Source organism: Cellulomonas sp. P24, assembly GCF_024704385.1.
GTDB lineage: Bacteria > Actinomycetota > Actinomycetes > Actinomycetales > Cellulomonadaceae > JAJDFX01.
In genome coordinates this window covers 716,766-737,620 of the sequence record NZ_JAJDFX010000002.1, presented here as the reverse complement: position 1 = coordinate 737,620, position 20,855 = coordinate 716,766, and the positions used below count along the sequence as shown (strand labels likewise).

Sequence of the window (20,855 nt, the reverse complement as noted above, 5' to 3'; positions counted from 1 at the left end):
GTCGCGAACCCCCAGGTCAGGGCCTCGCAGCGAGGGGGCACATTGACGAGTAGTCGCGAACCCGACTCTGCACCCTCCCCATGGGAACAGGCCCGTCCCCGCGGCCTCAGCTGCACCGCGGGTCAACCGCAGCGCATCGACGGGCGCCCGAGGGGTGCCGGGTTGACTACCGTCCGGCAATCGTCGTCAGCCGGTCCGTCGGACGGACGCCACTCCCAGGCGGCGCGACCTCGGGCCCCCTCCACTCACCGACGTCGAGCACCCCAGCGTGAAGTCGGCGAAACTGACCAGGCACAGGTCAGGCGTCGGCGCTGAGGTTGCGGATGCAGACGCCGAGAGTCTCGAGCAGGGCCTGCTGTCGGTCGGCCGTCAGCCCGGTGCACATCGTCGTCTGGACCTCGAGCACCGCGGCGCTGGCCGACTCGAGGATCTCGCGGCCGGCGCGGGTCAGCTCGGTCGGCAGCTCGCGGCCGTGTGGCGCGATGGCGGGTCGGGCGACGAGACCACGCTCTTCGAGCCCGCGCAGGACGACGTTCATCGACTGACGGGTGACGAAGACTCCGCGAGCCAGCTCGGCGTTCGACAGCCCGGGACGTTGCCCGAGCAGCTCCAGGCACGCGTACTGCGTCACGGTCAGGTGCAGCGGGCGTAGTGCGGCATCCAGCGCGCTCCGCAGCGCGACCGCGGCCTGTTTGAGCACATAGCCGACCGCGCCTTCCACCGGACCGAGGACCTCGCGTTGCTCCATGTCAGTATCCTGACATACAGTCCGCGATGTCAGGACATTGACAATCAGAGGAGAGCGCCATGACCATCACCGGACCCGACTTCATCGCCCTGCAGGTACGCGACCTGGAACGTGCTGCGGCGTTCTACGAGGAGCGCCTCGGTCTGCGCCGCGCGCCGTTCAGCCCGCCGCACGCCGTGGTGTTCGCCACGACACCGGTCCCGTTCGCGGTGCGGGACGCGCTGCCCGGTGTCGACCTGGACGGGGCCGGCCAGCCGGGCGCCGGTGTTGCGCTGTGGCTGCACTGCACCGACGCGCAGGCGCTGCACGACTCCCTCGCCGCCGCAGGCGTGCCGATCGTCACGCCACCGTTCGACGGTCCGTTCGGGCGGACGTTCGCCTTCACGGACCTCGACGGGTACTCCGTGACGATCCACGACAAGCAGTAGCCGTCGCCGGCCGATCGGAAGCATGATCCGCGCCCTGCCGTCGGCAAGGTCGGGTCCCGCGTCCAGTCCGTCGAGGGCGTCGCATGTGACGATCAGAGGGTGAGCTCTCTCCGACACCCACGTGCGGCCCTCGCGCACGCGCTGCTCAGCCGTGTCGCCGGCCCGGACCCGGACGCCGCCAGGGACCGCATCCACCTGACCCCGGGCCCTCGATGGTTCGACCCGGACAGCCCGATCGGGCGGGTGCACGGGGACGCATCGATGTTCATCGGCGGAGTGCGCGCCCTGCTCCTGCAGTCTCTGCACCCGCGGGTGATGACGGCCGTCGCCGAGCACTCGGGGTACCGCCTGGACCCGTGGGGGCGCCTGCAGAACACGGCCACCTTCATCGCCGCCACGACGTTCGGGACGAGCGCCGCCTCGGAGCAGGCGATCGCGATCGTGCAGGCCGTGCACAAGCGGGTGTTCGGCACGATGCCCGACGGCGTCGGGTACGACGCGGCCGACCCGCACCTGCTGTCCTGGGTGCACCTGGGCGAGGCGGAGAGCTTCCTGCTCGCGCACCAGCACTTCGGCCGGCGACCGCTCGACGACGCCGGCTGCGACGAATACGTGGCGCAGACCGCCGTCGTCGCGCGTGCTCTCGGGGTCGAGGACCCGCCGGTCACCTACGCGGGCCTGCGCGCACAGCTCGATGCCTTCCGCAGCGAGCTGGCCGCCACGGACGCAGCACGCGATGTCGCGACGTTCCTCCTGCACACCCCGCCGCTGCCCTGGGTGGCGCGACCTGGCTACGGGCTGATCACGTCAGGGGGTCTCGCGCTGCTGCCGCCGTGGGCGCGGCGTGAGCTCGGTGTGCGTGCGGCGCCGACGCTCGACCCGCTGCGCCGGGCAGGTGGCAAGGCGATCACGGCCACGATCAGGTGGGCGCTCGACTCGAAGGAGCCGGGCCGCGCACCGAGCACGGCTGCCGAGGTCTGACGGGGGAACTGGTGCGGCTCTCCTGGCGGCTCCGAGCCCCGAGAGACTCGGAGCCGCCAGGGACGACCGTTCAGCCCTCGGCGAGGAAGGCGTCGCGCTGAAGGGCCTCGGCGCTCGCCAGCCCCTCGAAGAGCACGGCCTCGTCGGTGTCACCCGATGCCGTGGCTTCCTGGGCGAAGCCCGGGTAGGTCACCGTCGCCTCGAGGTCCTCGGACACGGCAGCGTTCGTGAGGTTCGTCGCGGTGTCTCCCATCAGGCCTGCGAGGTTCGCCTCGTCCGAGAAGTGCTCGCGGAACTCCACCTGTCCGGTACCCGCGAACAGGTCGGCGAGCGCGGTCTGGCCGGAGTCGCGGGCGACCTGCGCGAACAGGTCGTACTTGACCTGGGCGAGAGACTCACCGTGCATCGCGGTGGCGAGGTTCGTCAGGGTCTGTCCGCCGCACCTGGGGAGCTGGGGGGTGACGGTGATCCACTGCAGCGCGGAAGCCCGAGGGATCGGGCCGCTGCCGGTCAGGATCGCCGAGAGCGCCGCGGTGTACTTGTTGGCGTGCATCATCTCCTCCTTGGCGATGGAGTCGAAGATGTTCGCGGCCCGGGTGCACCCCTCGGCGCGGGCGGTGGCAGCGAACTCGGGGTACATGACCGTCGCCTCGTAGGTCTCGCCGTCGATGGCGGCGCGGAGGTTCTGGGCGTTGTCGCCCACGAGGGCAGCGGGAACGGCCAGCTCGGCCGCGTGGACGTAGCGGTCCTCAGTGGCGGTCGTCGTGAACAAGGCGGACGCTGATCCAGCCCCCTCTCGGTCGGCCTGCTCGGCGTACACCGTGTAGCGGGCCCAGTCGAAGGCCTCGATCTGCAGCGCAGTGTGCAGGTTCGCGTCGGTGGACGGGTCCAGCGTTGCGGCCTGCGCAGTCGGTGCGAGCAGGACTCCGACCGCCGCGGCGACGGCCAGGATGCGGATGGTGCGAGACATGGCGAACTCCTCTCGGCAGCGCGCGGAGGCCCGCGCGCACCATCAGCGAACACCGCGCCACTGAGATGGCTGTGAGGAGAGTGTGAGGAGCGTGCCATCGGGATCTCGCGCGGTCGCGCACCTGGTCGCCGCCGTCGAGGCCATGCGGTCCCGGGGCGCGAGTGACATCAGTGCAGTCCTCAGGCGTGCGACATCCGGGTCACGCCTTCCCGCGCGCGATGTCAGCCGGCGAGGGCGACGGACTCCTCCGACTCGTTGATCATGGCCTGGATCTGCTCGCTGGGCAGTGCGACCGCGATCGCCCAGTAGTAGATGATCAGGCTGAACGCGCTCACGACGACGATGTCCCACCACAACGGGATGACGGGGTTCTTCAATGGCCCGTAGTCGCTCAGGTAGACGATCACGCCCATTCCGATGAGATACACCGGAAGCCATTGTGCGGCTCTCCAGTTCAGGACGGGAGCGTGCGGGTTCAGCTTGAAGATCCTGTTGATCCCGAGGATCACATAGCCGAGGAGAATCGCGACGCCGAGCTTCCAGTCGGTGTCCCACGTCGACCACAGGATGATGAGGTTCGAGACGATGAAGGCGAGCGGGGCGAAGAAGCCTCCGGCCGGTAGCCGGTAGGGGCGCTCGGCGTGGGGGAGGCGCTTCCGGAACACCCCGAACGACAGCGGCGCGCCGGCGTACATCAGGACGCTGGCGCTCGTGATCAGGCCGACCAGCGACTGCCAGCTCGGGAACGGCAGGAAGCAGATGCACCCGATGACGAAGGCCACGATCACGCCGACCCACGGCACCCCGCGCTTGTTCAACCGCTCGAAGGCCATCGGGACGTAGCCGTTGCGGCTCAGACCGTAGGAGACGCGCGACGACGCCGCCGTGTAGATCAGGCCGGTGCCCGCAGGAGAGATGATCGCGTCGAGGTAGAGGATCGCCGCGAGCCAGCCGAGGCTCACCAGTGAGGCGAGCTGCGCCCAGGGGCCGGTGAACGCGGTGTAGAGACCGGTGCCGACCTCGCTCCAGGTGGACCCGATCGCGCTCGCGGGCAGGGCGAGCAGGAAGACGACCTGGAGGGCGATGTAGATGATGATGCCGAGGATGATCGAACCGATCACGGCGACCGGGATGTCGCGCTTGGGGTTCGTGCTCTCGCCGGCGAGCTGGTCGGCCTGCTCGAATCCGAGGTAGGAGAAGATGATCCCGCTGGTCGCGACCGCGGCAAGGATGCCGTGCGCACCGTCGGGAGAGAAGCCGTCGGCGGCCGTGAAGTTCGACGTGTGCAGTCCGCCGAGGATCGCGACGAGCAGGATGGTCGCCAGTGGCGCCCCGACCTTCCACCACGTCGCCGTGCTGTTGGTGAGGGCGAGCGCGCGGATGCCGAGGAAGTTCACCGACGAGACGAGCGCCATGAGGATGACGGCGATCACCAGACCGCTGCCGGTCAGCAGGCCCTTCGAGTCCAGCCAGCCGCTCGCGAACGAGTAGTGCTGCGCGTAGCTGATCATCGCCGAGACCTCGATGGGCGCGACCGTCGCGGCCTGCAACCAGGAGAACCAGCCGAACGAGGCCCCTGCCGCGCCGCCGAACGCGAAGTGCGGGAACCGGGCCGACCCGCCCGAGTAGGGGTACATCGCCCCGAGCTCGGCATGTACCAGGGCGAGGATGAGGATCGCGCCACCACCGACGACCCAGGAGATGATCGCGGCCGGCCCGGCCGTGGCCAGCGCGGTCTTCGCGCCGAACAGCCAGCCGGACCCGATGATCGACCCCATGGAGGCCCACAGCAGGGAGATCAGGCCGATCTCCCGTCGCAGTGATCTCGCCGGGGCCTGGGCCGGTTCTTCTTCGATGACCGCCATGACCGCATCCCTCGTTTCGCACGGCCTCGGCGCTTCAACGTGCCGGGGGCATCCTTCGGGGTTCCGCCGAACGCCCTTTGCCGCATCAGAGCGGGCGCGGCGACCTTGCGGAACGTGTTGACGCGACCAGAGGCTACGAGGCATTGCCACGGTGGACAACGGGTAAAACAAAACTGCCAGGGAATGTCCAGGAAAGGTCAACGCCGACGTGCGTGGACCGGCCTGACATCGTGCGTCCGGTAGCGAGCCCCGTCACACCGGCGCTTTCATGCCGTGCCGATGCGAGCGCCGACCTCCTCGGCGACCACGGCGGCGAAGGCGCTGACGACGGCCCGTTCCGGCCGACGCGTCGCGGTGGCGAGGGACATCGGCCATGTCAGGTCATGGCCCCGCACCTGCCGCACATGGACCACCTCGGGGTCGATCGGGACGTAACCCGGGACGACGGCGACGCCGAGACCGGCCGCGACGTACGCCGGGAGGGTCGGGACGTCCGCGACCTCGATCGCAACGGTCCGGGTGAGCGAGTCCTCCGCGAACGCGCTGTCGACGACGGTGCGGTTGCCGAAGCCGGGCGGCGAGTCGATCCACCGCTCGGCGGCGAGGTCGGCGAGCGCCACCGCGTCGGCGACCGCAGCGGGATGGCCGAGGGGGAGGAGGAGTCGCATGGGGAAGCGTGCGAGCGGGCGGAGCCGCAGCCCCGGCGGCGTCGGGCCGGGAACAGAGACGAACGCGACGTCGAGCTCACCCGAGAGAACGCCGGCCTCGAGGTCGCGCGAACCGTGCGCGAGGGTGCGCAGGCTGATCGTCACGTGCGGGTGGGTCTCCTGGAACCTGCCGAGCAGCCGCGGCAGGTCGACCAGGTGCGTCGTCGTCATCGTGCCGACGGCGAGCGGGCCACGGACGCCCTCGCGGACCTCGGCGACGGCCGTCCGTGCTGCGGCCGCAGCGGCGAGAGCGGCACGGGCCTCCGGGACGAGCGCGACGCCTGCGTCGGTCAGGATGGCGCGACGCGCGGTGCGGACGAACAGGCGCGCGCCGAGCTCGGTCTCCAACGCGTGCAGCGTCGCGCTCACCGCCGACTGGACGAGGTGCAACCGCTGGCCGGCAGCAGTGAACGTGCCGGTCTCGACGATCGCGAGGAAGACCTCCAGGTGGCGCAGTTCCATACGGCATTATCGCAGATACAGATGGGAAGTAGCGAAAAGAATCGTTGGACACGATCGATAGTTCGTACGCACCATGAGGGCACCTCATCACCGCCGTCCGAGGAGCACGCGATGTCCACCACGACCGCCCACAAGGCCAGCCACCTCCGGCCTGCACACTCGTCCCCGCTGAATACCGAGCCGAGCCCGCGAGCCGGGTCGAGCCCGCGACCCGGGTCGTACCAGCCGATCGAACCGCAGCAGCCGGGAGCGCCGCGTCCGCGGACCGAGCGCCTCAGCCACGGCGCGGGCTTCTGGGTGGTCAGCGGGACATTCGTCGTCGGGATGGCGTTCTCGACCATCCCGACACCGCTGTGGGGTCTCTATCGTCAGCGGGACGGGTTCTCGACCCTGTGGGTCACGGTGGCGTTCGCCGCCTACGCCGTCGGCGTCATCGTCAGCCTGTTCCTCGTCGGCCACGTCTCCGACTGGGTCGGGCGTACCCGGGTGCTGCTCCCCGCCCTGCTCGTCGAGGCGGTCGCAGCCGTGCTGTTCCTGGTCTGGACGTCGCTGCCGGGTCTGATCGTCGCCCGTGTGCTCACGGGTCTCGGCGTCGGGATGATCACCGCGACCGCGACCGCCCACCTTGCCGAGCTGCATGCCGTCGCGCGTCCGGACGAGGCGACGACCCGGCCCGGGGTCGTCGCCGTCGCCGCGAACCTCGGCGGACTGGCACTCGGCCCACTCGTCGCCGGCATCCTCGCCGTGCTCGCACCGCACCCGCTCGTCGTGCCCGACGTCGTGTTCCTCGTGCTCCTGGTGGTCGGCGCGATCGCGGTGTCCGGTGTGCCGGAGACGGTCCGCGCGGAGAGCCGTCCGTACCGACCCCAGCGGATCACGGTCCCGCGCCGCGCGCGCGGGCGGTACGTCGCGGTCACCGCGGCGGCGTTCGGGCTGTTCGCGATCATGGGACTGTTCACCTCGCTCGCGCCGAGCTTCCTCAGCTCGATCGGGCAGCGGTCGCCCCTCGTCGGCGGCCTGGCCGCGTTCCTCGTCTTCGCGGCTGCGGCGGGGTCCCAGATCGCCCTCGGCTCGCTCCCGGCGCCGCGCCAGCTCGGTCTCGGGCTCACCGTCACGGCGGCCGGGATGCTGGTCCTCGGGAGCGGCGTCATCGCGACGTCAGCCGTCGCGTTCCTCGCAGGTGGGCTCGTCGCCGGAGGAGGGGCCGGCCTGCTGCTCAAGGGCGCCCTCGGCACTGCGGGGCAGCTCGCACCGGCCGAGTCCCGCGGGGAAGCGATCGCGGGGGTGTTCCTCGGCGGCTACACCGGGCTCGTCGTGCCGGTGCTCGGGATCGGGCTCGCGAGTGCGGCAGGTGCGCCGCTCGCCGGGTCGTTCGTGGTCTTCGCCGTGGTCGTGCTCATGGTGCTCGGTGGGACCGCGATCGCGTTGCACCGGTACCCGCTCGCCGACACGCACGTCTGAGGTGTCCGGTCGGTCCGTGGTGGCGGTCGGTCTGCCGTGACGCGGGGGAAACGTGCGTCCTGCCGCACGCGCCACGACGCACCTCGCCGCTCGCAGGCGGCGACCTGCCCATCCGCGAGAGACTGCGCGAGGAGGTTGCCCCATGTCGATGCCCGACCCGTCGCGCACCAGCGAGCCTGAGCGCACCAGCGAGCCTGAGCGCACCAGCGAGCCTGGGCGCGCCACCGGACCCGGGCCCGACGGCGGGACGGCACCGCACGAGGACGACGCGTCCCGACTCGCGGTGCTCGACGCGTGGCTGGACGTCCCCCTGACCGGACGCACGTCGGCGGTGTCCCGGTCCGACGTGACCGTCCACACGAGCGCCCGCGACGCGTTCGCCTCGTTCGAGGCGGCAGTCGCGGACTGTGCGGGGCCCGACTCTCTGGTCGTTGTGGTGGGCTGGAGCTTCCACCCGTCGACGCACCTCACCGAGGCCGCGACCGTCGGCAGCGTTCTGATCGACGCTGCGGCGCGTGGCGTCCCGGTCAGGGCCCTGTTCACGCGGTTCCCGGCGGTGAGGGTCGGTCCGCTCCCAGGGCTCCGGGTCGGGCTCGCGAACAACAGGGCGGCGACGTCGTTCGTCACGGCGCTCCCCGGGGGAGCCGCGATCCACGACGGGTGGCTGCTGCACCGTGACCTGGCCGTCGCCGGCGGGCGGCTCGTCAACCCGGTGCAGACCGGGGTCCACCACCAGAAGGTGTGGATCGTGCGCAACGGGACCGAGCTCCGGGCCTGGTGCGGGGGCGTCGACTTCAACCCGAACCGGACGGACTACCCGGACGGGACCGACGATCCGGGCCGGACCCGCCGCCCGGGCCGCCCGGTCCGTCGGGGCTCGGCCATGCACGACGTCCAGGCCGAGCTGACCGGCGCCGGCGCCGCGGACCTCTACGGGATCGTGCAGGAGCGATGGAACGCGCACCCGCGCCGACCGCGACGGATCACCCTCCCGCCGCTCCCATCCGCTGCCATCGGCGCACCGAGCACCCCGCATCGCACCCGGATCCTCACCACCTACGCCGACCCCCGTGCCTACGCGGGCCTCGGCGGCCCGCCGTACCCGTTCGCGCCGACGGGTAGCACCGCTGTCCGGGACTTCCTCGTCCACGCGATCGACCGGTCCCAGCGGTTCATCTACCTCGAGGACCAGTACCTCGTCGACGAGGAGATCGCACGGCACCTCGCCGCCGCGATGCCGCACCTCGACGCGCTGATCATGGTGATCAGCCGCTCCGAGGAGGTCAGCAAGGAGCTGTTCCAGGTCTGGGACCGACGCCGGCGGTTCCTCGCCCACCTCGCACCGCACGCCGCGAAGGTCGCGACCGTGGCGTCGGAACAGTACGTGCACGCCAAGACGTGGGTGTTCGACGACGAGGTCGCCCTGGTGTCCTCGGCCAACGTCAACCGGCGCAGCATGACGCACGACTCCGAGGCCGGCGTCGCCTTCGGTGACGTCACCGGCCCGGGGGGGTGAAGCGCATGCGCGAACGCCTGTGGGCGCGGCACCTCGGGGCTGCCGCACCGCCGGTCTCCGTGGCGCCGGAGCTCTCGCTGGGCCTGTGGCAGTCGCCTCCCGCAGGAGCGCCCGTCGCGCGGTACGACGCGACCGCGGGGACGGACACGACGCCCGTCGACCCCCGCATCGCGAGGCTGTTCACCCCGGACGCGTTCTGGGACCAGGTGGTCGACCCGGGCGTCTGAGGCGGAGCCGTCGCGCCTGCGCCGGGGCCCCGTCCGCTGCGGGCGCCGGAAGCGGAGTCCGCGCGTATCGTCGGTCGAAGCCGGGGAAAAAGCCGGCACGACCTCGGTGGAGGGGTTCAGATGAGCGCGACGCCAGGGCAGCGAACCAGCACGTCGGACCCGAGCGAGCGCGAGGCGCGAGAGGTCGCCGAGGCGGCACGGGAGGCCGGGTGGGACCGACCGAGCTTCGCGAAGGGGCTGTACCTCGGGGAGCTCGACCTGTCGCTGATCCACCCGTTCCCCGAGCCGGACCCAATGGACGCCGCGCGCGGGGAGGCGTTCCTCACGGACGTCGCCACGTTCTGCGCGACGCTCGACGGGCGCCGGATCGAGCGTGAGGACCGGATCCCCGACGAGTACCTCGCGGGTCTGGCCGAGCTCGGGGCGTTCGGCATCAAGATCCCACGGGCGTACGGCGGGCTCGGCCTCCCGCTGGTGTACTACGGCCGTGCGCTCATGCTCATCAGCACGGTGCACCCGAGCCTCGGTGCGCTGCTCTCGGCACACCAGTCCATCGGCGTCCCGGAGCCGGTGCGGATGTTCGGCACCGAGGAGCAGAAGCGGGAGTTCCTGCCGCGCTGCGCGAGGGGCGCGGTGTCCGCGTTCCTCCTCACCGAGCCCGACGTCGGGTCGGACCCCGCCCGGCTCGGCGCGACGGCCGTCCCGACCGAGGACGGCGCCGCCTACCTGCTCGACGGTGTGAAGCTGTGGACGACCAACGGGCCGATCGCCGAGCTGCTGGTCGTCATGGCGAAGGTGCCGCCGAGCGACGGCCACCGGGGCGGCATCACGGCGTTCGTCGTCGACGCGGACACCTCCGGGGTCACGGTCGAGAACCGCAACGCCTTCATGGGCCTCAAGGGCATGGAGAACGGGGTCACGCGCTTCCACCAGGTGCGGGTCCCGGTCGAGAACCGGGTCGGTGCGGAGGGCCAGGGGCTGAAGATCGCGTTGAGCACCCTCAACACCGGCCGGCTCTCGATCCCGGCGATCTGCGCGGGCGGCGGCAAGTGGGCGCTGAAGATCGCCCGCGAGTGGTCGGCCGAGCGGGTGCAGTGGGGCAAGCCCGTCGGGCAGCACGAGGCCGTCGGCAAGAAGGTCGCCTTCATCGCCGCGACGGTGTTCGCGCTCGAGTCGGTGTTCGAGCTGTCCGCCGCGCTGGCCGACGCCGGCCTCAAGGACGTCCGCATCGAGGCGGCGCTCGCGAAGCTGTGGGCGAGCGAGATGGGCTACGCGGTGGCGGACGACCTGGTGCAGATCCGCGGCGGGCGCGGCTACGAGTCGGCCGACTCGCTCGCGGCACGTGGCGAGAGGGCTGCGCCCGTCGAGCAGCTCCTCCGGGACATGCGGATCAACCGGATCTTCGAGGGGTCGTCGGAGATCATGCGCCTGCTCATCGCGCGTGAGGCCGTCGACGCCCACCTGTCGGCTGCGGGCGACCTCGCGTCGGTCGACTCGGGCGTGCGCGCGAAGGCCTCGGCCGCCGTGCACGCGACCGGCTTCTACGCCCGGTGGCTGCCGCAGCTCGTCACTGGACGCGGGTCGCTCCCCGGCGCGTACAGCGAGTTCGGACCGCTCGCGGAGCACCTGCGCTACGTCGAACGCTCGTCACGGGCGGTCGCACGGCGCACCTTCTACGCGATGGCGAGATGGCAGACGAGGCTCGAGCAGAAGCAGGCGCTGCTCGGACGGATCGTCGACATCGGTGCGGAGCTGTTCGCGATGTCGGCCGTCTGCACACGGGCCGAGTCGATGCGTCGCCAGGATCCCGCGACCGGGGCGAGTGCCTACGGGCTCGCCGACGCGTTCTGCCGACAGTCCCGCGCGCGCGTGGACGAGCTCTTCCGCGAGCTCAGCCACCACACGGACGTGAGCGACCGGCGACTGGCCCGCGCCGTCCTCGACGGCAAGGTCCGCTGGCTCGAGCAGGGTGTGATGGACCCGTCGGAGGGCACCGGACCGTGGATCGCGCCGACCCCGTCCGGGCCGTCCACCCGCGAGAACGTGCGCCGGCGGTACCGCTGACGCCGGCCGTCACCGTTCCCAGCGGGCGACGACCAGCGCCCAGGTGAGTGCGTCGTAGCCGAGGGTGGTCGGGTGCACGTTCTTGTACGACGTGCACTCCCAGGTGAGCAGGCACACCGACGCCTTCTCGACCGTCGAGTCGGCCTTCACGTTGATGGCCTTGAAGGCGTCCGCGACCCGTGCACCGGCGTTCGCGGCGATGCCGGCCAGGGCCTGGTTGACGACGCCGACGAGCTGGTCGCTGCCGGGCAGCGTGAGGGCCATCGGGTTGTAGAGGTTGAACATCACGATCGTCGCCGAGGGCGCGAGGGTCTTGATCGTGCCGAGGAGCGTCGCGTAGTTCGTCGCGATCGTCGAGATCGTGGCGGGCAGCCCGGCGGCGAGGCAGGCCTCGAGCGCTGTCGCCGAGGTCGCGGTCGTCTGGCACTGTCCGACCAGCGCGAGCAGGTCGTTCGAGCCGATGTCGATCGTCACCAGGGAGACCTGACCGCGGTGCGCCGTCAGGAACGCGGTCGCGGCGGCGAGCTGGGACGTCGCGGCGCCGTAGGAGTCGTGCAGCGCGGTCGACGGCCACGGGCAGCCACCGGTGAGGAGGGTCGCGGTCGTCTCACCGGGGCAGCCGTAGTTGACCAGCGTGAGGTGACGGTCGAGCCGCGCGTAGTCCTCGGCGTAGCTGACGTAGTGCGTGGGGTCGAGGTCTCCCGCGGCGACAAGGTTCGGCTGGTACCCGTAGGCCAGGGAGTCGCCGAGCGAGAGGTAGTAGGACGGTGTCGCGTGCCGGGTGCGGGCGTCGGCGGGGCCGGCGACGCCGACGCCGAGGGCGATGACCGCGACCCACGCGACGAGGATGCGTGCTCGAAGCGATCGCGAACCGAATCTGGATCCGAACCTGGACCTCACGGCGTGCCTCCCGGTCTCGATGCCACTCTGCGTCGACCCGTGCTGCACGGTGCGGACCCCGACCGTGCTGAACGGCACTCAATCACTGTATGAGGCAAGGGCACAAGGTCCTAGACGTGCTCCGCCGTGGTCGGTCGGGCACCCACCACGACCGTCGCGTCCAGGTCCCGCGACGTCACCACCCGCGCCACCAGCCCGGCGGAGGTGACCGCCGCAACGGTCGACGGCGCCTGACGCCGACTCGTCTCGACCAGCAGGTGGCCGCCCGGCGACAACCACCGCGGCGCCGCGGCGGCCACCCGGCGCTGGACGTCCAGCCCGTCCGCGCCGCCGTCGAGCGCGACCGGTGGCTCGTGGTCCCGCGCCTCCGGTGGCATCAACCGGATCTCGTCGGTGGGGACGTACGGCGCGTTCGCCACGAGGATGTCGACGTGTCCGCGCAGGGCGTCGGGCAGCGGACCGTCGAGATCGCCCTCATGGACGAGGCCACCCAGGGCCGCGACGTTCCGGCGGGCGCACCGCACCGCGACCGGATCGATGTCGGCGGCGTGCAGCTCGACGTCGCGCGACCGTCCGCGCCGGTCGTCGGACCGTCGGTCGCGGGTCAGCTCCGTGGCGAGCGCCGCGCCGACGGCTCCGGACCCGCAGCACAGGTCGACGACGACCACGCGTCGTGCGTCGCCCCCAGCCCGGACCAGCGCGGCAGCCTCGCTGACCAGCAGCTCCGAGCGGCGCCGAGGAACGAACACCCCGGGCTCGACGGCGATCCGCATCCCGAAGAACTCCGCCCAGCCGAGCACCTGCTCGAGCGGCAGACCGGCGACGCGCAGATCGATCATCTCGGCGAGTCGAGCCGGGGTGGGCGCCTCGGCGACCAGCAGCCGCGCCTCGTCCTCGGCGAACACGCAGCCGGCGGCGCGCAGCCGGCGGACGATGCCGTCGGGCGAGAGGTCGCCACGACCAGGTGCCATGCGGGTTCCTCTCCGGACGCCGAGGTCACCCGCACGGACGGGGACCACGGTGCACCGCACCGCACCCGCACGCTACGCGGATCGCCGGGCCCCGGGCCATGTCATTCCCCGGTGGCAGACTCGGGCCTCGCGCGCGACGATTCCGCATCGGGCGCATGCCGGCCCGGGGCGACGGCCACCGGGCGAGCTGGAGAGGACCACGATGACGTTCCACGGGTGGACCGACGCGGTCCTCGACTTCTACGAGGGCCTCGAGATCGACAACTCGAAGGCCTACTGGCAGGCGCACCGCGCGATGTACGACGAGCACGTGCGTGGGCCCATGGAGGCGCTGCTCGCCGAGCTCACCGACGAGTTCGGCGAGGCGAAGATCTTCCGGCCGAACCGCGACGTGCGGTTCAGCGCGGACAAGTCCCCGTACAAGACCGCGATCGGCGCGACCCTCCGCAGCGGCGGCTACGTGCAGGTCTCCGCGGACGGGCTCGCGGCGGCCAGCGGGATGTACGTGTTCGCGGCGGACCAGCTCGCGAGGTACCGCCGCGCCGTCGCGCTGGACCTCCCCGGTGAGGCGCTCGCGGGCATCGTCGCGGACGTGCGCGCGGCCGGCCTCACGATCACGGCGTCAGGCGCCCTCGCGACCGCACCTCGCGGGTACCCGAAGGACCACCCCCGGATCGAGCTGCTCCGTCTGAAGGGGCTGGTCACCTGGAAGCAGTGGCCGGTCGAGCCGTGGTTGTCGACCGCCGCGGCCAAGGACCAGGTCGTCGCCGTGCTGCGCGCCTCGGTGCCGTTGACGCAGTGGCTCGACCGGCACGTCGGACCGTCGGAGATCGAGCGGACGTTCGGGCGCTGAGGTCCGAGCCGGCGGAGCGCACTGACGTCCGAGCCGGCGGAGCGATCGTGGCCGCGAGCGGCCACCGCGCGGTGGCCGCGGACGCTTGCGGCAAATCGGACGGTTCAGCGGTTAAGGTCTGACGCGCAGGCCTGAGCGGTGGACGGCTCGGGACATCCAGGGGGAGTCGGCATGACGCGATGGGAAGACCCTGGCGCGGAACCGCGCCGGCACTCAGCCCGCGTGACCGGTGGTGCGGTGATCGCCGCACTCTTCGTGATCGGGGTCGTGGCGAGCACGACCGGCAGCACCTCGGTGCGACTGCTGCACGGGGCGCTCGCGGCATTCGTCGGCGGCGCTCTCCCGATCGGGCTCATGTGGCTCGCCGAACGGCGGCGGAACGCCGTCCCGTCCCGCCGCGCCGACGACGTCGCCTGAGGCGTCGACGACGACACCCGGCGTGGCGACCGACTCTGCCCGCGCCCCGGGGAGGTGACTGAGCGAGAATCGCTGCATGACCGTTCTCGGTGCGGTGTTCTTGCCCCAGCTCCCTCCGGAGCGCCTGCGCTCGATCGCGCGCGTCGCCGATGAGACCGGCCTGGCCGAGCTCTGGTTCTGGGAGGACTGCTTCAAGGAGAGCGGGATCGCCAGCGCGGCCGCGGCCCTCGCCTGGACGGAGCGCGTGACCGTCGGGATCGGCCTCCTCCCGGTGCCGCTGCGCAACGTCGCCCTCACCGCGATGGAGACCGCGACCCTGCTCCGGCTGTTCCCTGGGCGCGTCAGCGTCGGGTTCGGCCACGGCGTCCAGGACTGGATGGGCCAGGTGGGCGCGCGTCCCGAGTCGCCGATCACCCTGCTCGGCGAGTACGTGACCGCACTGACGGGACTGTTCCGCGGGGAGACGGTGACGACGGCCGGACGCTACGTGAACCTCGACGCCGTGCGCCTCGACTGGCCACCGCTCACGACACCGCCGATCCTGCTCGGTGCGGGCAAGCCACGGACCCTGAGATTGTCCGGTCGACTGGCCGACGGCACCCTCCTCACCGGCGGGACCAGCCCGACCGGGGTGCGCCGGGCGCGCGCACTCATCGACGAGGGACGGCGCGCCGTCGGACGGACGGACCCGCACCGGATCGTCGTCAACGTCATGGCCGCGACAGGCCCCGGTGCCGCCGAGCGCCTCGAGGCCGAGCAACGAGCCTGGGGCTTCGACCTCACCGACGAGGTCGGGGTCGCCGGTGACGCCGGCACCGTCGCCGCAGCGGTCCGGCGGTGGGCAGACGCCGGCGCGGACACCGTGGTGCTGCAGCCGACCTCCGACGAGCCCGACCACGAGGGGTTCGTGCGGTTCGTCGCGACCGAGGTGCAGCCGCTCGTCGCCTGAGGCGCAGCCGCTCGTGCATCAGGCGCGAACCTTCGGGCGGGTCTTGACCGGGAACCCTCCTTGATGGGCAGAGTGTCCCGGCGGGCGCCGACCGGTCCCCGCGACGCGGGAGAAGGGGTTGGCGATGCGCGTCGGGATTCATCTCATGAGGTTCGACGGTCAGGAGCCGAGCGAGCTCCGGCGCGAGCTGGCCGACACCTGCGCGGCCGCCGAGGACGCCGGGGTGTCGTGGATCTCCGTCATGGACCACTACTTCCAGATGGAGCGTGCCGGATTCCCGGCCGCCGACCCGATGCTCGAGGCGTACACGACGCTCGGGTACCTCGCGGGCGTGACGTCGACTGCGCAGCTCGGTGTCCTCGTCACCGGTGTGACCTACCGCCACCCGGGTCTGCTGGCGAAGATCGTCGCCACCCTCGACGTCCTGTCCGGCGGGCGTGCGACGTTCGGGATCGGTGCGGCGTGGTACGAGCGGGAGCACCTCGCGATGGGTGTGCCGTACCCGCCGCTCGGTGAGCGGTTCGAACGCCTCGAGGAGACCCTGCAGATCTGCCTGCAGATGTGGGACCCGGAGGACAACGGTCCGTACGAGGGCGTGCACTACCGCCTTGCCGAGACGCTGTGCTCGCCGCTGCCGCTGACTGCGCCGCGGCCGGAGATCCTCATCGGTGGGTCGGGCGAGCGGAAGACCCTCCGGCTCGTGGCGCAGTACGGCGACGCGTGCAACCTGTTCGCGACCTCACCCGTGGAGGTCGCGCACAAGCTCGACGTGCTGCGCGGGCACTGCGAGACGGTCGGGCGCGACCCGCAGGAGATCCGGGTCACCCTTCTGCACATGGGCGAGCAGCTCGAGCGCGGCGACGTCGACGGGTTCGTCGCAACGATGGCGGACTACGCCGCGCTCGGGGTCGAGACGGTGATCCTGCGTCCGCCCGCGACTCGGCTCAGCGCATGGGTGCGCGACGCGGTCGCCCCCGCGGTCGGCCCGCTCGCGGCGCTCGGCTGACGCACCCGCTCCGCGGCCCGGTCACCCCCAGCGGTCGATGCCCTCGGTGTACCGGAGCGTCCCGGTCAGGTGCGAGCACTCGTCACCGATCCGCATGTCCGCGATCGACCCGGTCTCGCGCAGCCGGTACAGCTCCTTGACCACCCGGTAGCGCAGCGTCGCCGGGTCCACCGTGTTGACGTTGATCTTGGTGCCGCCCTCGAACCCGGCGAGGGTCGAGGTGCGCCACTTGAGCACGATGTGCCACGGCATCGGCTCGGGGGCGTCCGGCGGCCGGTGGTGCCACTCCTCGTTGGTCGGGACGTGGACGCCTGTCGCGGCGTGGACGGCGTGAAGCAGGTCGGAGACCGCGCGGACCTCCTCCTCGGTGTGGTTCCACGGCAGGTGGTGCTCGCTGCGTGAGTACACCTCGAGGGACGGGTAGCGGTGGCCGACCCCCGCGATCGCGATCGCGTGGTCGTTCTCCGCGACCACGAGGCGGTGGGCGACGGCGTGATCGAGGACGGCGGTCGTGAAGATGTCGGGCTCGACGCGCAGGCGCGCGAGCTCGCGGTCCGTCTGGGGCCCGTGCTCGTCGAGCGCCACGAGCTGCTTGTGCAGGTGGTCGAACGTCGCGCCTGCCGGTGCGAGCCAGTTCTGGAAGACCGCGACGTACCGGGCGTGGGCCCGTGACGCGTAGAGGTTCTGCATCGCGGTGATCGTGAAGGCGAGGTACTCGTGGTGCTCCTGCGGGGTGAGCGTGCCCGAGCCGGCGAGCTCGTCGTCGTACGTGGCGTCGTCGACCAGGTGGCGGCGCGCGACGATCACGTCGTGCGACCCGGCGAACAGGTCGATCCCGTCGGTCAGCTTGGTCTGCTCGGGGACCTGCGCCCACTCGGCGTCGGTGGTCCCGGAGGCGATCGCACGACGGCGCAGGATCTCGAGGACGTGGGCACGCCCGCGCGGGTCGGCCATGTAGGCCTCGGCCCGGGCGAGGGCGTCGTCGGGGACGACGTAGCCGTGGTTGGCGCGCCAGTAGTCGACGGAGAGGATCTCGAAGAGGTTGGGGATGCGGCGGAACTGCGCGACGGTGTCCGTGAGCGCGCTGATGGGGACGTCGTCCAGGACGGACCACGTGCCGTCCGGGTTCGCGACGAGTCGCGACTTCTCCGGCGGGGTCTCGAGGTAGCGACCTGCGCAGAAACCGCACAGGAGATCCTTCTCCGCGGGGTCCGCCGGCCGTCGGTCGTGCGACTGCACCGCGAGCGGGCGGTGCGCTCGGCCGGGGATGGTCCAGACGACCGTCCCGGTCATGGGGGGAGACCTGCTTGATCGTGCCGTCGGGGAGCCGCACCAGTGGCTGCGTGGTGCTGGGTTCTTCGGGACGGATGTTCTCGTTCGTCATGACACCTCACTGAACACCTCGTGCGGGCAGTCTGCCGGCACACCGTCACAGTAGAACTGCCGACACGTGCGTGCGCGCAGATCGAACGGACGTGCACGGGTGAGATGACGGCTGCGCACCTCGCCCCGGCCGACGTCGATCCGGCCACCCGCCGCCCGCCCCGCTTGAGTGGAGCCTCCGCCCCCCGCGGTCGAGTGGAGCGTTCTGCCGCGACACGCCCGCGTGTCGCGTGCAGAACGCTCCACTCGACCACCACCGTGGCCGGTCGGTACGGCTAGAGGAGTCGTTCCTCGGCGACGCTGTTGCCGCCGTCGACGGCGATCAGCTGACCGGTGACGTAGGACGCGCCCGGTGTCGCGAGCCACGCGATCGCCGACGCGACCTCGCTCGCCGTCCCGCTGCGCCGCGCCGGCACCTGACGACCCTCGAGGGCCTCGTTCTCGAGCTGGGAGCCGGTAGCGATCCAGCCCGGGGCGACCGCGTTCGCCGTGATGCCTGACCGGGCCTCGTCGACAGCCAGGGCACGGGTGAGGCCGACGAGCCCGGCCTTCGCCGCGGCGTACGCGACGTCGCCGCGCGCCGCCATCACAGCACCGGTCAGGCTCGACACCGTGACGATCCGACCCCAGCCGGTGTCGCGCATGTGCGGCAAGAGTGCCCGGGTGAGCAGGAACGCCGTCGTCAGGTTGAGGTCGAGGCTCCGGTGCCAGTCCGCGACCGGCATCGTCGCTTCGCCGGAGATCATCCCGGGGTCACCGGTGGCCACCATGCCGGCGTTGTTGACGAGCACGTCCGGCGCGATCCCTGCGGCGGCCAGGGTCCGCGACAGCTCGTCGACCGCCGCCTCGGTCTCGAGCCGCGCGACCACGCCGGTGGCGTCGATGCCCAGGTCCCGCAGCTCGGCGGCGCGTGCGTGCACCCGGTCGGTGGTCGCGGTCAGCACGACCGTGGCCCCGAGCTCGCCCAGTGCCCGCGCTGCGGCGAGACCGATTCCCGTCGGGCTCCCGGCCCCGCTCACCAGGGCGACGCGTGCGTGCAGGCTCCAGGCCTCCGGAACGTTCATGGTGCGATCGTGCCCCGAGGCCGCTCCCGGTGCTCGTCACCGCGCCGAACGGTCCGGTAGCGTCCGGTCGCAGTCGTCGATCGCAGAGGAGGTGTGGCGTGCACGCGAAGTCCGCGGTCGTGACCGCCGACCGGCCGTGACCCCGGGGTTCCGGCGCATCCTCGCCCTCGATCCGCCGCCGTCCCCGGCCCGGGTCCCCGGCGCCGGGGCGGGTCCGCGCGTGCGGATTGGGCTCGTGCAGCATGCCTGGCACCCCGACGCCGCCGTCCTGACCGGCGCACTGACCGACGCGATCGGCATGGCCGCCGACGCGGGCGCGCGCCTCGTCGTCCTTCCCGAGCTCACGCTGTCCCGGTACCCCGCGGACACGGTGCCCACCGGGCGGGCGGACGCCGTGGCCGAGAGCCTCGTCGACGGCCCGACCGTCCGGTTCGCCGCGGCCGCAGCTGCGACGCACGGGGTGCTCGTCCACGGGTCGCTGTACGAGCGCACCGGCGACGCCGACGGCCGGGGTCTCAACGTCGCGATCGTCGTGTCACCCGCCGGGGAGATCCTGGTCCGGACGCCCAAGCTGCACCTCCCGGTCACGGCGGGCTACCACGAGGACCTGTACTTCCGCCCGGGTCCGGCGGAGGGGGCCGATCCGGCGCTCGGGCCGTACCCGGTGCACCGGCTCGGCGGGACAGCCGGAGCTGCCCGTCGGACCGGGCCGGCCGGGGGATCGGAGGACGTCGGGGGAACCGAGGATGCCGGGGGCGCCGAGGACGCCGGGGCCTGCTTCGGCTTCCCGACCTGCTGGGACGAGTGGTTCCCGGAGGTCGCGCGCGCCTACGCGTTGGGTGGCGCGGACGTCGTCGTCTACCCGAGCGCGATCGGCTCCGAGCCCGACCACCCGGACTTCGACACCGAGCCGTTGTGGCGTCAGGTGATCGTGGGCAACGGGATCGCGAACGGTCTGTTCATGGTGGTCGCCAACCGGACCGGCCAGGAGCCACGGCCGGACGGCACCCCCGGCCACACGTTCTACGGGTCGTCGTTCGTCAGCGACCCCTACGGACGGGTCCTCGTGCAGGCACCGCGGGACGAGCAGGCGGTGCTCGTGGTCGACCTCGACCTGCGTCAGCGCACGGACTGGCTCGACCTGTTCCCATTCCTGCGTACGCGGAGACCCGACACGTACGGCGCACTCGTGGCGCCCGTCGATCCGGGCGTGCCGGCGTGACCTGGACGGCGCCTGGACCCATTGCCTCACTCAGCAGCAGCCCGCCCGAGGGCCGTTCAGCGTGACGAGCTGAGGTCACCCGTCAGGTAGTGCTGGAGGTTCGGGGCGATCGCGAGGGCCACCTCCGCGGCGTCGCGTGACGCGAGCGGCTCGATCGCGACGATGTAGCGCGCCATGATCATGCCGACGACCTGCGAGCCGAGGAGCCCTGCGCGGAACTCGGCGTCGGCGACGCCCAGGCCCTCGGCGAGCGGGGTGAGGACCTCGCGGGTCAGCATGTCGCGGACCAGGCGTGCGGCCTCGGGCTCGGAGGTCGCCGACCTGACGATCCCGATGACCTGACCGCGGCTCTGCGCTGACTCGAAGACCCCGAGGATGAACCGCGCGAGGCGAAGCCCGAGCTCGCCGGGGTCGCCCTCGAGGAGCTGTGGGAGGACCTCCGCGGGTCGGAACGGGAGCTCGACCACGGTCACGAAGAGCTGCTGCTTGGACCCGTAGAAGTGGCTGACCAGGGTCGGGTCGACGCCGGCCTCGCGGGCGACCTGCCGCAGCGACGTGCGGTCGTAGCCGAGCTCGGCGAACTGTCGGCGTGCGGCGCCCTCGATCGCCTCGCGGGTGCCGCTGTCGCCGGGGCGTCGTCCGGAGTGGGCGCGGGTCATGG

Annotated in this window: 20 protein-coding genes; 11 read left to right on the top strand and 9 right to left on the bottom strand. The window is 71.9% G+C overall.

The window, feature by feature from the left end:
• Positions 1–298: 298 nt before the first annotated feature.
• Positions 299–748: a MarR family winged helix-turn-helix transcriptional regulator gene (locus tag LJB74_RS03535; protein WP_259307225.1), complete on the bottom strand. Its 450-nt coding sequence runs from the start codon at positions 746–748 to the stop codon at positions 299–301.
• A gap of 59 nt (positions 749–807) precedes the next feature.
• Between LJB74_RS03535 and LJB74_RS03530 the strand changes: the two genes are divergently transcribed.
• Positions 808–1,176: a VOC family protein gene (locus LJB74_RS03530; RefSeq protein WP_259307224.1), complete on the top strand. Its 369-nt coding sequence runs from the start codon at positions 808–810 to the stop codon at positions 1,174–1,176.
• Between the two features lie 99 nt (positions 1,177–1,275).
• Positions 1,276–2,157 carry an oxygenase MpaB family protein gene (locus LJB74_RS03525; RefSeq protein WP_259307223.1) on the top strand — a complete coding sequence of 294 codons (882 nt, stop codon included), beginning with the start codon at positions 1,276–1,278 and terminating at the stop codon, positions 2,155–2,157.
• 70 nt (positions 2,158–2,227) lie between these two features.
• On the opposite strand, the gene LJB74_RS03520 is transcribed toward LJB74_RS03525, so the two are convergent.
• From LJB74_RS03520 to LJB74_RS03510, 3 genes are all read right to left on the bottom strand, one after another.
• Positions 2,228–3,127, bottom strand: a complete 900-nt coding sequence (locus LJB74_RS03520; protein WP_259307222.1) for a ferritin family protein — start codon at positions 3,125–3,127, stop codon at positions 2,228–2,230.
• Positions 3,128–3,348: 221 nt separating this feature from the next.
• Positions 3,349–4,992: an APC family permease gene (locus LJB74_RS03515; protein ID WP_259307221.1), complete on the bottom strand. Its 1,644-nt coding sequence runs from the start codon at positions 4,990–4,992 to the stop codon at positions 3,349–3,351.
• A 266-nt stretch (positions 4,993–5,258) separates the two neighbouring features.
• Positions 5,259–6,161 carry a LysR family transcriptional regulator gene (locus LJB74_RS03510; RefSeq protein WP_259307220.1) on the bottom strand — a complete coding sequence of 301 codons (903 nt, stop codon included), beginning with the start codon at positions 6,159–6,161 and terminating at the stop codon, positions 5,259–5,261.
• A gap of 111 nt (positions 6,162–6,272) precedes the next feature.
• Here LJB74_RS03510 and LJB74_RS03505 point away from each other — a divergent pair, with 111 nt between their 5' ends.
• The 4 genes from LJB74_RS03505 (at position 6,273) to LJB74_RS03490 (ending at position 11,429) form a co-directional block, all read left to right on the top strand.
• Positions 6,273–7,622: an MFS transporter gene (locus LJB74_RS03505; RefSeq protein ID WP_259307219.1), complete on the top strand. Its 1,350-nt coding sequence runs from the start codon at positions 6,273–6,275 to the stop codon at positions 7,620–7,622.
• A gap of 142 nt (positions 7,623–7,764) precedes the next feature.
• Complete coding sequence (locus LJB74_RS03500) at positions 7,765–9,138, top strand: phospholipase D-like domain-containing protein (RefSeq protein WP_259307218.1); 1,374 nt, start codon at positions 7,765–7,767, stop codon at positions 9,136–9,138.
• Positions 9,139–9,143: 5 nt separating this feature from the next.
• Positions 9,144–9,365 (top strand): hypothetical protein, encoded by a 222-nt coding sequence (locus LJB74_RS03495; protein WP_259307217.1) that lies wholly within the window; start codon positions 9,144–9,146, stop codon positions 9,363–9,365.
• Positions 9,366–9,485: 120 nt separating this feature from the next.
• Positions 9,486–11,429, top strand: coding sequence for an acyl-CoA dehydrogenase family protein (locus LJB74_RS03490; RefSeq protein ID WP_259307216.1), 1,944 nt, complete (start codon positions 9,486–9,488; stop codon positions 11,427–11,429).
• 9 nt (positions 11,430–11,438) lie between these two features.
• Here LJB74_RS03490 and LJB74_RS03485 read toward each other — a convergent pair whose 3' ends face one another.
• Together LJB74_RS03485 and LJB74_RS03480 are read right to left on the bottom strand one after the other, a co-directional pair.
• Positions 11,439–12,407: an SGNH/GDSL hydrolase family protein gene (locus LJB74_RS03485; protein WP_259307215.1), complete on the bottom strand. Its 969-nt coding sequence runs from the start codon at positions 12,405–12,407 to the stop codon at positions 11,439–11,441.
• A gap of 32 nt (positions 12,408–12,439) precedes the next feature.
• Positions 12,440–13,300: a putative protein N(5)-glutamine methyltransferase gene (locus tag LJB74_RS03480; RefSeq protein WP_259307214.1), complete on the bottom strand. Its 861-nt coding sequence runs from the start codon at positions 13,298–13,300 to the stop codon at positions 12,440–12,442.
• A gap of 202 nt (positions 13,301–13,502) precedes the next feature.
• Between LJB74_RS03480 and LJB74_RS03475 the strand changes: the two genes are divergently transcribed.
• The 4 genes from LJB74_RS03475 (at position 13,503) to LJB74_RS03460 (ending at position 16,525) form a co-directional block, all read left to right on the top strand.
• Complete coding sequence (locus LJB74_RS03475; protein ID WP_259307213.1) at positions 13,503–14,153, top strand: DUF2461 domain-containing protein; 651 nt, start codon at positions 13,503–13,505, stop codon at positions 14,151–14,153.
• Positions 14,154–14,324: 171 nt separating this feature from the next.
• Positions 14,325–14,570: a hypothetical protein gene (locus LJB74_RS03470; protein WP_259307212.1), complete on the top strand. Its 246-nt coding sequence runs from the start codon at positions 14,325–14,327 to the stop codon at positions 14,568–14,570.
• 76 nt (positions 14,571–14,646) lie between these two features.
• Positions 14,647–15,519 (top strand): LLM class flavin-dependent oxidoreductase, encoded by an 873-nt coding sequence (locus LJB74_RS03465; protein WP_259307211.1) that lies wholly within the window; start codon positions 14,647–14,649, stop codon positions 15,517–15,519.
• A gap of 145 nt (positions 15,520–15,664) precedes the next feature.
• Positions 15,665–16,525 carry an LLM class F420-dependent oxidoreductase gene (locus LJB74_RS03460; protein WP_310650799.1) on the top strand — a complete coding sequence of 287 codons (861 nt, stop codon included), beginning with the start codon at positions 15,665–15,667 and terminating at the stop codon, positions 16,523–16,525.
• 21 nt (positions 16,526–16,546) lie between these two features.
• Here LJB74_RS03460 and LJB74_RS03455 read toward each other — a convergent pair whose 3' ends face one another.
• Both LJB74_RS03455 and LJB74_RS03450 read right to left on the bottom strand, forming a co-directional pair.
• Complete coding sequence (locus LJB74_RS03455) at positions 16,547–17,818, bottom strand: DUF4921 family protein (RefSeq protein WP_259307209.1); 1,272 nt, start codon at positions 17,816–17,818, stop codon at positions 16,547–16,549.
• Positions 17,819–18,183: 365 nt separating this feature from the next.
• Positions 18,184–18,972: an SDR family NAD(P)-dependent oxidoreductase gene (locus tag LJB74_RS03450; RefSeq protein WP_259307208.1), complete on the bottom strand. Its 789-nt coding sequence runs from the start codon at positions 18,970–18,972 to the stop codon at positions 18,184–18,186.
• Between the two features lie 235 nt (positions 18,973–19,207).
• On the opposite strand from LJB74_RS03450, the gene LJB74_RS03445 reads away from it, so the two are divergent.
• Positions 19,208–20,194, top strand: coding sequence for a nitrilase-related carbon-nitrogen hydrolase (locus LJB74_RS03445; RefSeq protein WP_396125113.1), 987 nt, complete (start codon positions 19,208–19,210; stop codon positions 20,192–20,194).
• 56 nt (positions 20,195–20,250) lie between these two features.
• Here LJB74_RS03445 and LJB74_RS03440 read toward each other — a convergent pair whose 3' ends face one another.
• Entirely contained in the window at positions 20,251–20,853 is a 603-nt protein-coding gene (locus LJB74_RS03440; RefSeq protein WP_259307207.1) for a TetR family transcriptional regulator, read from the bottom strand.
• Between the last annotated feature and the right edge of the window lie 2 nt (positions 20,854–20,855).

Coding starts and splice junctions, on each gene's coding strand:
- LJB74_RS03505 (WP_259307219.1), top strand. CDS start 6,273: ATGTCCACCACGACCGCCCACAAGGCCAGCCACCTCCGGCCTGCACAC.
- LJB74_RS03530 (WP_259307224.1), top strand. CDS start 808: ATGACCATCACCGGACCCGACTTCATCGCCCTGCAGGTACGCGACCTG.
- LJB74_RS03480 (WP_259307214.1), bottom strand. CDS start 13,300: ATGGCACCTGGTCGTGGCGACCTCTCGCCCGACGGCATCGTCCGCCGG.
- LJB74_RS03460 (WP_310650799.1), top strand. CDS start 15,665: ATGAGGTTCGACGGTCAGGAGCCGAGCGAGCTCCGGCGCGAGCTGGCC.
- LJB74_RS03475 (WP_259307213.1), top strand. CDS start 13,503: ATGACGTTCCACGGGTGGACCGACGCGGTCCTCGACTTCTACGAGGGC.
- LJB74_RS03510 (WP_259307220.1), bottom strand. CDS start 6,161: ATGGAACTGCGCCACCTGGAGGTCTTCCTCGCGATCGTCGAGACCGGC.
- LJB74_RS03455 (WP_259307209.1), bottom strand. CDS start 17,818: ATGACCGGGACGGTCGTCTGGACCATCCCCGGCCGAGCGCACCGCCCG.
- LJB74_RS03520 (WP_259307222.1), bottom strand. CDS start 3,127: ATGTCTCGCACCATCCGCATCCTGGCCGTCGCCGCGGCGGTCGGAGTC.
- LJB74_RS03490 (WP_259307216.1), top strand. CDS start 9,486: ATGAGCGCGACGCCAGGGCAGCGAACCAGCACGTCGGACCCGAGCGAG.
- LJB74_RS03495 (WP_259307217.1), top strand. CDS start 9,144: ATGCGCGAACGCCTGTGGGCGCGGCACCTCGGGGCTGCCGCACCGCCG.
- LJB74_RS03440 (WP_259307207.1), bottom strand. CDS start 20,853: ATGACCCGCGCCCACTCCGGACGACGCCCCGGCGACAGCGGCACCCGC.
- LJB74_RS03500 (WP_259307218.1), top strand. CDS start 7,765: ATGTCGATGCCCGACCCGTCGCGCACCAGCGAGCCTGAGCGCACCAGC.
- LJB74_RS03450 (WP_259307208.1), bottom strand. CDS start 18,972: ATGAACGTTCCGGAGGCCTGGAGCCTGCACGCACGCGTCGCCCTGGTG.
- LJB74_RS03470 (WP_259307212.1), top strand. CDS start 14,325: ATGACGCGATGGGAAGACCCTGGCGCGGAACCGCGCCGGCACTCAGCC.
- LJB74_RS03535 (WP_259307225.1), bottom strand. CDS start 748: ATGGAGCAACGCGAGGTCCTCGGTCCGGTGGAAGGCGCGGTCGGCTAT.
- LJB74_RS03515 (WP_259307221.1), bottom strand. CDS start 4,992: ATGGCGGTCATCGAAGAAGAACCGGCCCAGGCCCCGGCGAGATCACTG.
- LJB74_RS03465 (WP_259307211.1), top strand. CDS start 14,647: ATGACCGTTCTCGGTGCGGTGTTCTTGCCCCAGCTCCCTCCGGAGCGC.